Source organism: Herbaspirillum rhizosphaerae (assembly GCF_001189965.1).
GTDB lineage: Bacteria > Pseudomonadota > Gammaproteobacteria > Burkholderiales > Burkholderiaceae_D > Herbaspirillum > Herbaspirillum rhizosphaerae.
In genome coordinates this window covers 134,419-147,998 of the sequence record NZ_LFLU01000004.1, presented here as the reverse complement: position 1 = coordinate 147,998, position 13,580 = coordinate 134,419, and the positions used below count along the sequence as shown (strand labels likewise).

Here is a 13,580-nt window from a genome sequence, read left to right as displayed (position 1 = left end):
CTGCGGTTGTTTCTTGTTTTCTTCAGCACTTTCCACTGCTATTTTCTGGTGTCTTGATTCAGCAGTTTTTGCATTGCCGATATGTGAGACGAATTTTATGCTGCGCCATCGATGAATAAAAATGATTTGATCTCATGGAAGCATTAGTTACGCTCATGATGCGTTCCAAATGGATGCGACGGAGTCGCCAGGCGAACCTGGCGAAGGCCGTGCGGGATCAGCTGGTTCGTTCGCTTCGGAGAACAGCCGGCCGTGCACTGTGAAATGGGGCAGGCGTGAAAGAGACGCCTCTCACGGAGAGGCAGAGAATGATGAATGGAATGGCCCGAAAGCCTGTTCAGCCCGGAGCGCCGGTGACGACAGGACAACCGTGTTCAGGCTGCCACGGCAGCGTCAAGCATCAAGCCAAGGCGGGCCTTTTCGCCTGTTCGATAAACGCGCGCAGGTAATCGATACTCACGTCCGACTCGCGCGCACCCAGAAAGATGTGTTTGGCGATGCCGTTCTTGCCCAAGCGGACCGGCACCACATCCATCTTGTCTGCGTATTCCAGCACCAGCCAGCGCGGCAGCGCAGCCACGCCGCGGCCGCTGGCGACCATCTGCAGCATGATGTCGGTGGTCTCGATCGCCTTATGGCGTTTGGGCGTTATTCCAGCCGGCGCGAGGAACATGCTGTAGATATCCAGGCGGTCGACCGGCACCGGATAGGTCACCAGTACCTCATTGGCCAGTTGCCTGGGCTTGATGTATTCCTCTTTGGCCAGTTTGTGGTTGCCGGCCACAACCAGGACTTGTTCGTAATCGAACACGGGTTCGAATACCAGGCCCGGCTTGTCCAGCGGATCGGGCGTGACCAGCAGGTCGATCTCGTAACCGAACAGCGCGCCGATGCCGCCAAACTGGAATTTCTGTTTTACGTCCACGTCCACATCCGGCCACGCGGCCAGATAGGGCGACACGATTTTCAACAACCATTGGTAACAGGGGTGACATTCCATGCCGATGCGCAGCGCGCCTCGCTCACCTTGGGCGAACTGCCGCAGACGTTCTTCTGCCAGATCCAGCTGCGGCAGCACCCGGTTGGCCACCGCCAGCAGATATTGGCCGGCCTGGGTCAGGCGCAGGCTACGGCCTTCGCGCAGCCAGATGTCGGTGCCCAGCTGCTGCTCCAGCTTTTTCATGCTGTGGCTTAAAGCCGACTGTGTCACGTGCAGGACGCCTGCAGCTGCAGTCAGCGAACCTTGTTTTTCCACCTCTTGCACGATGGATAGATGAATGCGGTCAATCATGATGAATGAATAAAATTCATATTTTTTTAAGATAATTCCATTTTACTTCATCATTTATTTTGCGGTGAGCAGGCACCCAATGCGGTCAAAAGTGGGGGTGTAGATTTGCGATGCAAATCTACAGGAGGGGGCGGAGACGAAGGGATTCGTCTGCGTTTCGCAGGCCGCGGAATCGCTTGCAAGCGATTCCCTTCGAATCCCTCGCGTAAGCGCGCAGGCGGCTTACTCATCTCGGGTAGGGGGCTGCGCAAACAAAACGGGAAGTACAAATAAAAACACCCGCCGAAGCGGGTGTTTGTATTCTGGCGGAGACGGAGGGATTCGAACCCTCGATACAGGTTTAAGCCCATATGCTTCCTTAGCAGGGAAGTGCCTTCGACCACTCGGCCACGTCTCCACGCTGTAGGCAGATACTGCGCTGCCTCAGCAAAGAAGTCCCGCATAATATCTTTTCATGCGGATTTGGTCAATGAAACTCTGCAATTTTGGAAGAATTATTTTTCCATCCGACAGAATTTCAGAGACGCAGGTTACTGCTTACTTGCCGCTTACTTGCTACTCAGTTGCCGCTCACTTGCCATTTTCCAGATCGAAGGCCTTGTGCAATGCGCGCACGGCCAGTTCCATGTATTTTTCGTCGATCAGGACCGAGATCTTGATTTCGGATGTGGAGATCATCTGGATGTTGACGCCTTCTTCCGACAGCGTGCGGAACATCTGCGAGGCGATGCCGACGTGGCTGCGCATGCCGACGCCGACCACCGAGACCTTCGACACCTTGGTGTCGCCGACGATGCTGGCGGCGCCGATGTGGGCCTTGACGCTGGCGTTCAGGACTTCAACAGCCTTGGCGTATTCGGCGCGCGGCACGGTGAAGGTGAAATCGGTTTTGCCTTCGACGGACTGATTCTGGATGATCATGTCCACTTCGATGTTGGCGTCGGCGATCGGGCCGAGGATCTGGTAGGCGATGCCTGGGCGATCCGGTACGCCGAGTACGGTGATCTTGGCTTCGTCGCGGCTGAACGCGATGCCGGTAATGGTTGCTTGTTCCATCTTGGTGTCTTCCTCAAACGAAATCAGTGTGCCGGACTTGGTTTCTTCTTCCAGCGACATTAGTGGGTCGGTCAGCGACGACAATACGCGCGTCGGCATCTTGTAGTTGCCGGCAAATTCCACCGAGCGGATCTGCAAGACCTTGGAGCCCAGGGATGCCATTTCCAGCATTTCTTCAAACGTCACGGTGTTCAGGCGACGCGCTTCGCTGACCACGCGCGGGTCGGTGGTGTACACGCCGTCGACGTCGGTGTAAATCAGGCATTCGGCAGCCTTGATGGCGGCGGCGACAGCCACGGCCGAGGTGTCGGAACCGCCACGGCCCAGCGTGGTGATGTTGCCGTCGGCGTCGACGCCCTGGAAGCCGGTAATGATCACGATCTTGCCGGCGTTGAGGTCTTTGCGCACCTTGGCGTCGTCGATCGAGCGGATGCGGGCCTTGGTGAAGGCGGAATCGGTCTTGATCGGCACTTGCCAGCCGGCGTAGGAGACGGCTTCTTTGCCGATTGCCTGCAGCGCCATGGCCAGCAGGGCCACGGAAACCTGCTCGCCCGTGGAGGCCAGCATGTCCAGTTCGCGGGAATCGGGCTGGGCCATAATTTCCTTGGCCAGACCCAGCAAGCGATTGGTTTCACCAGACATTGCGGAAGGAACAACAACGATCTGGTGGCCTGCGTCGTGCCACTTGGCAACGCGCTTGGCGACGTTCTTGATGCGCTCTGTCGAGCCCATCGAGGTGCCGCCGTATTTGTGAACGTATAAAGCCATAGGAAAGGTAGGTCTGAATTGCGTGACTGAGTACTGCTATTGGCGCTGCTATTTGTTGCCGGAATTGCCAAAAATCTGCACAAAGGCCGGAGGAAACAAACCCTCGACTTTACATGCTGAGGCCCGAAATAACAAGCAAAAGGCACTGAAAATGGGCGTTTTCGGGCGATTCCGGGGCAGTTTTACAGAATTTGATGCAGAAGGGAAATGCGCAGGAGGATGTCGGACACGCCATCCACCATGGTGCTGCCGTGTGGCAGTCCGACCAAGGTAGACGGTGGTTGCGGGCGGCGCCGCAGTATTGCTTGCTGCTTACAACGAGAAACGCAGGGTATCGACTGGATTAAGCACCGGCGTAGACGCTATTGTCGCCGGCCGACTTCGATTGGCTGACGACGTCCGAACGTGTCAGCGGGCTGCGCGCCTGGATGACGATCGGGTAGTTGTTGCCGTTGGTGATCAGGCCTTGTGCTTGCGCTTGTTGCAGTTCTGCAGTCACTTCAGCGCGGGTCTTGGTCGACACGAACTTGGTTTCCGGTGGAAATGGCGATTCAGCCATGGCGGCGCCGGCAGCGGCAAAGAGGACGATAGCGGCAGTGATTTGCTTGGTGTTCATGGTAATTCTCCCTAAAACAGTAAATGAAAGTTGCACGTCGATGAGCGGGCGATTTGGCTTGTGGCTGCATGTCCGTCATCGATGGAGCAAGTGTATCTATTGCTTAGGCCGGGAAAAATGGGTTTAATGGCAATGCACTATTTCGATTAAAGAAACAATCAGGGGCTTGAAATGGATCGCTTGCACTCAATGAAAGTGTTTGCCAAGGTGGTGGAGCAGGGGAGTTTTGTCCGGGCGGCGGAGATCATGTCGCTGTCGAATGCGGTGGTGACGCGCTATATCGTCGACCTGGAGAACCATCTCGGCACGCGTTTGCTGAATCGCTCGACGCGGCGCTTGTCGCTGACCGAGTCGGGGCAGGCTTTCCTCGAACGAGTCCGGCACATTCTGCCGGAAATCGAGGAAGCCGAAGCGATCGTGGCGATGGAGACCAAAAAGCCGGCCGGCACTTTGTCCTTGTATTCGCACGTCGGTTTTGGCCAGGGGCAACTGGGCAAGCTGTTGCCGGAATATTCCCAGGCCTATCCGGATGTGGTGCTCGACATTTCTTTGTCCGAGCGCACCATGGATCTGGTCGAAGAAGGCCTGGACATCGGTTTCTTCAGCAGTCTGCAAAAGTTCGACGCCAGCATGGTGGTGCGCAAGATCGGCGTGGCGGAAGTCGTGCTGTGCGCCTCGCCGTCGTACATCGCCAAGCATGGCGCACCGGAAACGCCCGACGATCTTTCGCGCCACGCCTGCCTCAATTTTTCGCACGAACATCTGCGCCATTACTGGCACGTCAAGACCGAAGACGGTATCCGCGACATCCCGATCACCAGCAAGCTGGTGTCCAACAGCGCCATCTTGCTGCGCGACTTTGCGCTGTCCGGCATGGGCATCACGATGCGGCCGTCCTTCAGTCTGGGCGACGACCTGCGCTGCGGCAAGCTGCAGCGGGTGCTGGCGGATTATCAGATGGGGCAGGTTGCGGTGATGATGGCTTATCCGAGCCGGCGTTTGCTGTCGGCCAAGGTGCGCAGTTTTGTGGACTTCATCATGGACAAGTTTCCGCAGCCGGAGTCGGATCCCTGGCTGTGAACGCGACGAAGGTCAGCCGGCGTCGGACAGGGCGTTGAGGCGTTTTTGCAGATCGCATTCCTGCCAGCTGCGGCGCTCGTCGCTGCTGTGCGCCTCGCGCGCCAGCTCTTCCCCGGTCTTGGTCGTCAGCGCCTGCAGCAGGCGCTCCGATTGGCGCGTATCCGGCTCCATGGTGCCGAAGAAGCTGACCGTCGATCCCTGCTGCATCAGCAGGGTCGGGAAATTGTCGATGTCGAGATCGCCGACCAGGTCGGCCTGGTCTTCGATGTCGATCCAGACGAAGTGGTGTTCCGGGCTGCGTTCGGCCCATGCGGCGAAATTGACGCCATATTCGCGGCAACTGCCGCACCAGCCGGCGCACAGGCAGGCGACCACCCACTTGCCGCTGCGCAGGGCGGCGGCGAGTTCTTCGCGGTTGCTGTCGGAAAAAATCTGATAGGACATAAGGCGGCCTATTCTACTCCGGATGAGAAAAATCGGCGCAAAGGAGGGCGGCGCAGCGATTCAGTCCCGAAAAGTGCTTTTCTCGCAAGGCCGGGGCTGCCCCGGCGCGGTAAAATAGCGGGATGTCTATCATTCTTGCCCTTGAAACCTCGACCGAACTCGCCTCCGCCGCTTTGCTGCACGGCGACGAGCTGATCGCCCGCGAATCGCTGGGCGTGCAAACGCATTCCGAAACCATTTTGCCGATGATTCAGCTGCTGCTGGCGCAGGCCGGCATTGCGCTGTCGCGCTGCGACGCGATTGCTTTCGGCGTCGGCCCGGGTTCCTTCACGGGCGTGCGTACGGCTTGCGGCGTGGTGCAGGGATTGGCGTTCGGCAGCGATTTGCCGGTGATTCCTGTCGTGACGCTGGAAGCCATGGCGCAAGCGTGTTTCGAGACGGCGCAATCGACCGACGTGCTGTCGATTCTGGACGCGCGCATGGGCGAGGTGTATTGGGCGCAGTATCGTCATCACGCCGATGGCTGGCGGATCGTGGTCGAGCCGACCTTGTCGGCCGCAGCGAACGTGCAGGCGCAAGGCGCCGTGCAGGCTTGCGGCAACGGATTGACGGCGTATGCGCAGGATTTTTCCGCGCAAGCATTTGCTGCGAACGGCATGGCGCAAGTGATGCCGCATGCATCGCAGGTCGCGACGCTGGGCGCCAGGGCTTTTCAGCAGGGGCGCACGATTCCCCTGCAAGATGCGCAGCCGCTGTATTTGCGCAACAAGGTCGCGCTGACCACGGCGGAACGGCAGGTGCGCGATGCGGAAAAAACCCTGGCGAAAGGCGCGGCGTGAACGACGCCTTGCTGCAAACGTTGCAGAGCAAGTTCGGAGCGCTGGAGTTTGCCGCCATGCAGGTCGCCGACATGGACGAAGTGGTGCAGATCGAAGACAAGATTTACGCGCATCCCTGGACGCGCGGCAACTTCCTCGACTCGCTGTTCAGCGGTTATCAGACGCTGACCATGCGCGATCCGGCCGGGCGGCTGCTGGGATATTTCCTGGTGATGGAGGCGGTGGACGAGGCGCACCTGCTCAACATCAGCGTGGCGCAAGATTTGCAAGGCGAAGGGTTCGGGCATTTGCTGCTCGATTGCGCCGTCGATCTGGCGCGCAAGCATAAGATGACGATCATGCTGTTGGAAGTGCGGGTGTCGAACCTGCGCGCGCTGCATGTTTATAAACGCTATGGTTTCGTTGAAATCGGCCGCCGCAAGAATTACTATCCGGTCGATCAACATACGCGCGAAGACGCGATCGTGATGAGTTTACCGCTATGAGTCAGCACACATTGGCCGCTTCGGCCCGGGTATTGGAAGAAATCGGCGTCGGCCCCGTCTGGGTCCGGCGGCATCTGCCTGTGGAGTCCATCGACGCAGCCGCAATGGAAGAGGCCGAGCCGGCTTCGCTTGTCCAGGCGGAGGCGGAATCCGCCGTTGCGCCGGCGGCGGCATCGCCGGCAGCGCAGCCGGAGCGCGTCATTGTCTCCAAGCGCGACGCCATTCTCGCCGCCGCGGCCGCTATCCAGCAGCGCCCGTCTGCGCCGGCCCAGTCGTCTGCATCAGCGCCGGACGACGGCCTGCCGCCGTGGCTGAGCGAAATGGATGGGGCCGACATGGTCTCCGGCGGCTTCATGCCGTATGACGATGAGGAAGACGACGAACCGGTCGTCAGGATCAATCCCGCCATCGCCACGATGGATTGGGGCAAGCTCAAGGAAACGGTCGCCGATTGCCAGCAATGCGGCCTGTGCAAAGGGCGCAAGAAAACGGTGTTCGGCGTCGGCGACGAAAAGGCCAAATGGCTCTTCATCGGCGAAGGTCCCGGACGCAACGAGGATATGCAGGGCGAACCCTTCGTCGGCCCGGCCGGCAAGCTGCTCGACAACATGCTGGTCGCCATGGGCCTCAAGCGCGGCGAGAACGCCTACATCGCCAACATCGTCAAATGCCGTCCCACCGACGAAAACGGCAAGGATCGTCCGCCGTCGCCGCAGGAAGTTGCATCGTGCATTCCGTATCTGCAACGCCAGATCGACCTGATACAGCCTACCGTGCTGGTCGCGCTGGGCAAGACCGCAGCCTTGTCGCTGCTGGGGCTGGACCCGGCGACGCCGGTATCGAAGTTGCGCGGCACCGTCCATCGCTATCGGGACTTGCCGCTGGTTGTCACCTACCACCCGGCTTACCTGTTGCGGCAGCTTGGCGACAAGAGCAAGGCCTGGGCCGATCTCTGCCTTGCCATGACTACTTATGCCGACACTACAAACTGAGCAAACTGAGCAAACTGAGCCATCGTCAGAGTCAAGCCACCGGGCTGTATTGCCCGGCCGGACCTGTCAATCGCAATTTCATGAACGCTGGAGCAGTTTGCGCGATCCGCATGTGCGCGCACTGGCCTGGCTGCTGGAAGCCCCGGATTTGCTGGACATCCATGCGGCGCGCTGGAGCGGCCGCATCGCGACGCTGGGACCGCTCAGCGAAATGGACATCACCTGGCTGCACGCCCTGGATCGCAATCCGCGTGCCCTGTATGTGCTGATCAACGCCCAGCCGTCGGCGCGACTGGGACGTTACGCCGAGAAGCTGCTGACTTTTTATCTGCAGCAGACGGGGCGGCTGATCGCACACAACGTGCAGGTCCGCAACGGCCCCAACGACACGATAGGCGAATTCGATTTTCTGGTGCATGACGCGCAGCGTACCGGCGCCGTGCATTGGGAGTTTGCGACCAAGTTCTATCTGCTGGAATCGCATCAGGCGCAGATGCAGGCCGAAGCTTTCGTCGGGCCGAATCTCGCGGATTCGCTGGGCGCCAAGATGGACAAGATCATGCAGCAGCAACTGAAGCTGGCCGAGCATCCGGCGGCTGCCGGCTACCTGCCGCAGCCGGTGACGCAGGCGCAGGCGCTGGTCAAGGGATGGCTGTTTTATCGCGATGAGCTTGCCGCCTCCACGCCGCTGCCGCCGGGATTGGGCGTTGCGCCCGGACATTGCCGCGGATTCTGGTGCGAACTGTCGGCCCTGGATTTATCGCTGGCCGAACACTATCTGGTGCTGCCGCGCCTCGAATGGCTGGCGCCGGCGCGCGCGCTGGCGGGTAAGGCCTTGTCGGCGGATCAGCTGCATGAAGCTGTTTCCCTGTGTTTTGCCGAGACGCTGGCGCCGGTGATGATTGCCGTCTGCGATCGGCACGGCGACGTCGTGCTGGAGCGCCAGCGCGGCTTTATCGTGCCGGACGACTGGCAGGAGAAGGCAGCGCAGCGCGTGCAGCATGCTGTCGTCAAATACTGAGACGGCGTCGATGCGGCATCGCTTGCTTCGATCAGGCCGGAAAATAAAAAAGCGCGTTGGAAGACGCGCTTTTTTATTTTTCGAAGCCGGAAGCGGCGTTATCCGCTTACTGCAGATCCGGTCGCAACAACAGCAATGTCGGGGCCGGCACCGGACCTTGCAGCGAGCACGCGATGCGGGTGCCGGGATACGCCGCCTGGTCGGACTTGTCGATGATCAGCACGCGTTCTGCGGTCTCCGTCGCCGCACCGCGATAGCTGGCGGCATTCGTGACCCTGCGCCAGTTGGCGCCGTCCCATCGGTCGAGCCGTACATAAGCGCCATCCTTGTCGGCACGCAGGCGTTTGAGTTCGGGCAGGCGCAGCGACAGGATGCGATAGGCTTCCCTCGGCGACAGCGGGCTGAAGAAGCCCCACCAATAGTTCGGGCTGCTGCCGGTTCCCAGCGTCATCACTTCATCGAAATAGCCGCTGACGGGCAGATTGAGCATGGTCGGGTTGTTTCTGGCTGCGGCGAAGTGCTTGTCCGGAGAACCGCGGTCAGGGACCAGGATATTGCCGATGTCGCCCTTGGTGGCAATCGGCCAGTTCCCTGAGAGTTCGGCCTTGTACTGCGCGGCGACCTTGAACATTGATCCGTCGCAGTTTGCGAAGGCTTTCAGCAATTCATCGGGTGCGGCTTTTTGCCTGGCGGCAGGATCGGTGATTGCCTGGTCTTTTTTGTCGTTGGCGCGATCGACAACGCGCTGCGCTTTTTGCTGTTGGCGTTCCAGCTTCAGTTGCCGTTTGGCGGCGCGTTCTTCCGGCGAGGCGCAGGCGCCGAGCAGGGCGAGCAGCGAAATGGAAAGCAGGAGTCGTTGTGCAAGTGGTTGCGTAAGATGCGGCAGGGGCATGGATCCTCTGTTTTTTGTTATGGCAGAAACGGTGCGGTGCTTCAGGTATTGCTGCAGGCCGGGTGAAGTCCCCACTTCAGCCGGGCGGCAGTCGATCAGCCGGTCAATCTGTCAATGCTTGTGCTCGCCGATTAACGCCAGCGAGTCGTGGTCGCGCTGGTTGGCTGCGTGAAGGCGCATGATCAGATACATGATGCTGGCGACAAAGACGCCGAAAATGATGATCACGATGTTGACGTTGAGATTGAGTCTGACCATCAGCGCATACAGCACCAGCATGGTCAGGACCGACAGGTTTTCATTGAAATTCTGTACCGCGATCGAGTGGCCGGCGCTCATCAGGACGTGGCCGCGGTGTTGCAGCAGGGCGTTCATCGGCACCACGAAGTAACCCGAGAGCGCGCCGATGATGATCAGCAGCGGGTAGGCGATCCAGACCGAGGTGACCGCAGTCATGGCGATCACGACGATGCCCATGACGATGCCCAGGGGCATCACGGTCAGCGATTTTTTCAATGGCACGAAGCGGGCGGCGCCGACGGCGCCCAGCGCAACGCCGAGGGCGACGATGCCTTGCAGGATCGCAGCCTTGTCCAGCGGCATGTGCAGCGACTTTTCAGCCCATTTCAACACGATGAATTGCAGCGTTGCGCCGGCGCCCCAGAACAGCGTGGTCACCGCCAGCGAAATCTGGCCGAGCTTGTCGCGCCACAGGGTGATGAAGCAATTGGAAAAGTCGGCGATCAGTTTGATGGGATTGTGCTGCTGGTGGGCGTAACGGGCGCCGGTGTCGAGGATGTTGAGATTGAAGATCGCGGCGATGATGTAAATCACGGTAATGACGCACAGCGCTGCTTCGGTCGGGGTGTTGATGTTGAAGTCGAATACCGGGAAATCGAACTCAAGCAACACCGAGGATACATGCGGATTGACCAGCGCGCCGCCCAACACCGTGCCGAAGATGATGGAGCAGACCGTCAGGCCTTCGATCCAGCCGTTGGCGGCGACCAGTTTTTCCGGCGGCAGCAGTTCGGTCAGGATGCCGTATTTGGCCGGAGAGTACGCCGCAGCGCCAAAACCGACGACGGCATAGGCAATCAGGGGATGGACGGTAAAGAACATCAATGCGCATCCGACCACCTTGATCAGGTTGGTGATGAACATGACCTTGCCTTTGGGGAATGCATCGGCAAACGCGCCTACGAAGGCCGCCAGCAGCACGTACGACAGCACGAAGAACAATTTCAGCAGCGGCGTCATCCATGCCGGAGAATGCATCTCCGCAAGGAGTGCAATAGCAGCAATAAGCAGGGCATTATCGGCAAGCGACGAAAAAAACTGCGCCGCCATGATTGTGTAGAAGCCGCGATTCATCCGTATCCAAGATGTGACAAATTATCTCCGGCTTGCTTTATACCATGAAAAGATGACATGCCAGTGATAAGTATGATGAGTGAATATAAGGAGCGGGAAGAGCAGTATGCTGCAACCAGGCTTCGGCGCATCTGCTTCATAGAAACAAGTTGGTCCGGTAAAATGGACTCTTGTTCCCGAATGGTCGGATTTTTGCCGCCGCCATCGCGTTTCTGTCCAATATTCACTTATCTGCCTTTACCTGCTTCCATGCCAAGACCACTCGTAGCCACCATCGATATTTCTGCACTACAACACAATCTTGCAGTCGCGAAAGCGCGAGCTCCTCGCGCCAAGGCGTGGGCGGTGGTCAAGGCGCAGGCATATGGACATGGACTGTCGCGCGCGGTCCGCGCGTTTGCCGATGCGGACGGCCTGGCGTTGATTGAAGTCAATTACGCGGTGCAACTGCGCGAGTTGGGTTGGAAGAAGCCGATTTTGCTGTTGGAAGGCTTTTTCGATGCGGACGACATCGCCGTGCTGGAACAGCACCAGTTGCAATTTGCCGTGCACTGCAATGAGCAGATTCAATTACTGGAAGCCGCCAGGCTTGCGGCCGGCACGCAATTCGATGTGCACCTGAAAATGAACAGCGGCATGAATCGCCTCGGTTTCAAGCCGGAAGCCTACCGCGCTGCTTATGAACGGCTGCAGAAACTGGCTTGCGTGCGCAGTATCACCATGATGACGCACTTTGCCAATGCCGATGACGCGTCCAATCCCGATCTGCCGCTGGCGGAACAGATCAGGCGCTTCAAGGCGGCCACGCAAGGGCTGGCCGGTTCTTGCAGCGTGTCGAACTCCGCTGCCGATCTGCTGCACACCGAGCTGGCATACGACTGGGTGCGCCCGGGCGTGATGCTCTACGGCGGCACGCCGGGCGGCGGTACGGCTCAGGACTTCGGCCTGCGTCCTGCCATGACGCTGGAAAGCGAAATCATCGCCGTGCAGGAAATCGGCCCGGGCGACGCGGTCGGCTACGGCAGCCGTTTTGTCGCAGACAAGCCGATGAAGATCGGCATCGTCGCCTGCGGTTATGCCGACGGCTATCCGCGCCACGCGCCCAATAACACGCCGGTGGTGGTCGATGGCGTCAAGACCGGCACTGTCGGCCGCGTTTCCATGGACATGCTGATCGTGGACCTGACCCAGATTTCCGGCGCCGGCGTCGGCAGCCACGTTGTCCTGTGGGGCGAGGCTTTGCCGATTGACGACGTCGCTTTTGCGGCAGGCACCATCGGCTATGAATTGATGTGCGCCCTGGCGCCACGCGTCACCGTGCGGGAAAAGAACTGATATGGCAAAAGCCAAAACCAATTACACCTGTACCGAATGCGGCGGCATCAGCAATAAATGGGCGGGGCAATGCCCGGCCTGCGGTCAGTGGAACACGCTGGTGGAGACGCTGGTCGAAACCGCCGGCGCCAATCGTTATTCGAATCAGCATCAAGGCCTGGCGCAGACGGCGCCGGTGCTGTCGCTGGTCGACATCGAAGCAATCGACGTGCCGCGTTTCGGCACCGGCATCGAAGAGTTCGATCGGGTGCTGGGCGGCGGGCTGGTGCCGGGCGGCGTGGTGCTGATCGGCGGCGATCCGGGGATCGGCAAGTCGACGCTGCTGCTGCAAGCCTTGGCCAACATTTCCAAACTCAAGCATGTCCTCTACGTCAGCGGCGAAGAGTCCGGCTCGCAGATCGCCTTGCGCGCCAAGCGTCTGGCGGTCGATGCCAAGGATCTCAAGCTGCAGGCTGAAATTCAGCTGGAGAAAATCCTGTCGACGTTGGCCGAGCACAAGCCGGATGTCGCCGTCATCGATTCGATTCAGACGGTGTATTCCGACGCCTTGAGTTCGGCGCCCGGCTCGGTGGCGCAGGTGCGCGAATGCGCGGCGCAGCTGACGCGTTTCGCCAAGACTTCCGACACCACCATCATCATGGTCGGCCACGTCACCAAGGAAGGCGCGCTGGCGGGGCCGCGCGTGCTGGAGCATATCGTCGACACCGTGCTGTATTTCGAGGGCGACACGCACTCCAGTTTCCGCCTGGTGCGGGCGTTCAAGAATCGCTTCGGCGCGGTCAACGAGCTGGGTGTGTTCGCCATGACGGAAAAGGGGCTCAAGGGCGTTTCCAATCCATCGGCGCTGTTTTTGTCGCAGCATGACAGCCAGGTGCCGGGCTCTTGCGTCATGGTCACGCAAGAGGGTACGCGTCCTCTGCTGGTGGAAATCCAGGCGCTGGTCGATAGTTCGCACGTTCCCAATGCGCGCCGCTTGTCGGTCGGCCTGGAGCAGAATCGTCTCGCCATGCTGCTGGCGGTATTGCATCGGCACGCCGGGATTGCTGCGTTCGATCAGGACGTCTTCATCAACGCGGTCGGCGGGGTCAAGATCACCGAACCGGCGGCCGACCTTGCCGTGCTGCTGGCGATCAATTCGTCGATGCGCAACAAGCCGCTGCCGCGCGGCCTGGTGGTATTCGGGGAAGTCGGTTTGGCGGGCGAGATCCGTCCGGCGCCGCGTGGCCAGGAGCGTTTGCGCGAAGCGGCCAAGCTGGGCTTTTCGATCGCCATGATTCCCAAGGCGAATGCGCCCAAGCAAGAGGTCGAAGGATTGAAAGTGGTTGCCGTAGAGCGTATCGATGAAGCCTTGCAAAAGATCCGCAACATCGACGAATAAGCCGGTGAA

13 protein-coding genes and 1 tRNA gene are annotated in these 13,580 nt (G+C 59.6%); 7 read left to right on the top strand and 7 right to left on the bottom strand.

Annotation, left to right across the window (positions count from 1 at the left end; all coding sequences use genetic code 11):
- Window positions 1–400: 400 nt before the first annotated feature.
- The 4 genes from AKL25_RS07975 to AKL25_RS07960 all read right to left on the bottom strand — a co-directional run bounded on the left by AKL25_RS07975 (window position 401) and on the right by AKL25_RS07960 (window position 3,731).
- Entirely contained in the window at window positions 401–1,291 is an 891-nt protein-coding gene (locus AKL25_RS07975; RefSeq protein WP_050477120.1) for a LysR family transcriptional regulator, read from the bottom strand.
- Window positions 1,292–1,594: 303 nt separating this feature from the next.
- A tRNA-Ser gene (locus tag AKL25_RS07970) sits at window positions 1,595–1,688 on the bottom strand.
- 173 nt (window positions 1,689–1,861) lie between these two features.
- Window positions 1,862–3,115: an aspartate kinase gene (locus AKL25_RS07965; protein ID WP_050477119.1), complete on the bottom strand. Its 1,254-nt coding sequence runs from the start codon at window positions 3,113–3,115 to the stop codon at window positions 1,862–1,864.
- A 343-nt stretch (window positions 3,116–3,458) separates the two neighbouring features.
- Window positions 3,459–3,731, bottom strand: coding sequence for a DUF4148 domain-containing protein (locus AKL25_RS07960; RefSeq protein WP_050477118.1), 273 nt, complete (start codon window positions 3,729–3,731; stop codon window positions 3,459–3,461).
- 171 nt (window positions 3,732–3,902) lie between these two features.
- Here AKL25_RS07960 and AKL25_RS07955 point away from each other — a divergent pair, with 171 nt between their 5' ends.
- Window positions 3,903–4,811: a LysR family transcriptional regulator gene (locus tag AKL25_RS07955; RefSeq protein ID WP_050477117.1), complete on the top strand. Its 909-nt coding sequence runs from the start codon at window positions 3,903–3,905 to the stop codon at window positions 4,809–4,811.
- A gap of 12 nt (window positions 4,812–4,823) precedes the next feature.
- Here the strand turns inward: AKL25_RS07955 and AKL25_RS07950 are convergent, their stop codons facing one another.
- Window positions 4,824–5,255: a thioredoxin family protein gene (locus tag AKL25_RS07950; RefSeq protein WP_050477116.1), complete on the bottom strand. Its 432-nt coding sequence runs from the start codon at window positions 5,253–5,255 to the stop codon at window positions 4,824–4,826.
- Window positions 5,256–5,377: 122 nt separating this feature from the next.
- Here AKL25_RS07950 and tsaB point away from each other — a divergent pair, with 122 nt between their 5' ends.
- The 4 genes from tsaB (at window position 5,378) to AKL25_RS07930 (ending at window position 8,592) form a co-directional block, all read left to right on the top strand.
- Window positions 5,378–6,094, top strand: coding sequence for a tRNA (adenosine(37)-N6)-threonylcarbamoyltransferase complex dimerization subunit type 1 TsaB (gene tsaB, locus AKL25_RS07945; protein WP_050477115.1), 717 nt, complete (start codon window positions 5,378–5,380; stop codon window positions 6,092–6,094).
- Between the two features lie 56 nt (window positions 6,095–6,150).
- The gene (gene rimI, locus AKL25_RS07940; protein ID WP_240475689.1) at window positions 6,151–6,579 is read left to right on the top strand and encodes a ribosomal protein S18-alanine N-acetyltransferase; all 429 of its coding nucleotides are present in this window, start codon (window positions 6,151–6,153) and stop codon (window positions 6,577–6,579) included.
- Entirely contained in the window at window positions 6,576–7,571 is a 996-nt protein-coding gene (locus AKL25_RS07935; RefSeq protein WP_050477113.1) for a uracil-DNA glycosylase, read from the top strand. The genes rimI and AKL25_RS07935 overlap by 4 nt, the downstream gene beginning before the upstream one ends.
- Window positions 7,572–7,668: 97 nt before the next feature.
- Entirely contained in the window at window positions 7,669–8,592 is a 924-nt protein-coding gene (locus tag AKL25_RS07930) for a DUF1853 family protein (protein ID WP_420840706.1), read from the top strand.
- 106 nt (window positions 8,593–8,698) lie between these two features.
- Here the strand turns inward: AKL25_RS07930 and AKL25_RS07925 are convergent, their stop codons facing one another.
- Window positions 8,699–9,484: a hypothetical protein gene (locus tag AKL25_RS07925; RefSeq protein WP_050477111.1), complete on the bottom strand. Its 786-nt coding sequence runs from the start codon at window positions 9,482–9,484 to the stop codon at window positions 8,699–8,701.
- 111 nt (window positions 9,485–9,595) lie between these two features.
- The gene (gene lplT, locus AKL25_RS07920; RefSeq protein WP_050477110.1) at window positions 9,596–10,858 is read right to left on the bottom strand and encodes a lysophospholipid transporter LplT; all 1,263 of its coding nucleotides are present in this window, start codon (window positions 10,856–10,858) and stop codon (window positions 9,596–9,598) included.
- A 249-nt stretch (window positions 10,859–11,107) separates the two neighbouring features.
- Between lplT and alr the strand changes: the two genes are divergently transcribed.
- Window positions 11,108–12,193, top strand: coding sequence for an alanine racemase (alr, locus tag AKL25_RS07915; RefSeq protein ID WP_050477109.1), 1,086 nt, complete (start codon window positions 11,108–11,110; stop codon window positions 12,191–12,193).
- A gap of 1 nt (window position 12,194) precedes the next feature.
- On the top strand, window positions 12,195–13,571 hold the full coding sequence (gene radA, locus AKL25_RS07910; RefSeq protein WP_050477108.1) for a DNA repair protein RadA: 1,377 nt from the start codon (window positions 12,195–12,197) through the stop codon (window positions 13,569–13,571).
- Window positions 13,572–13,580 lie beyond the last annotated feature (9 nt).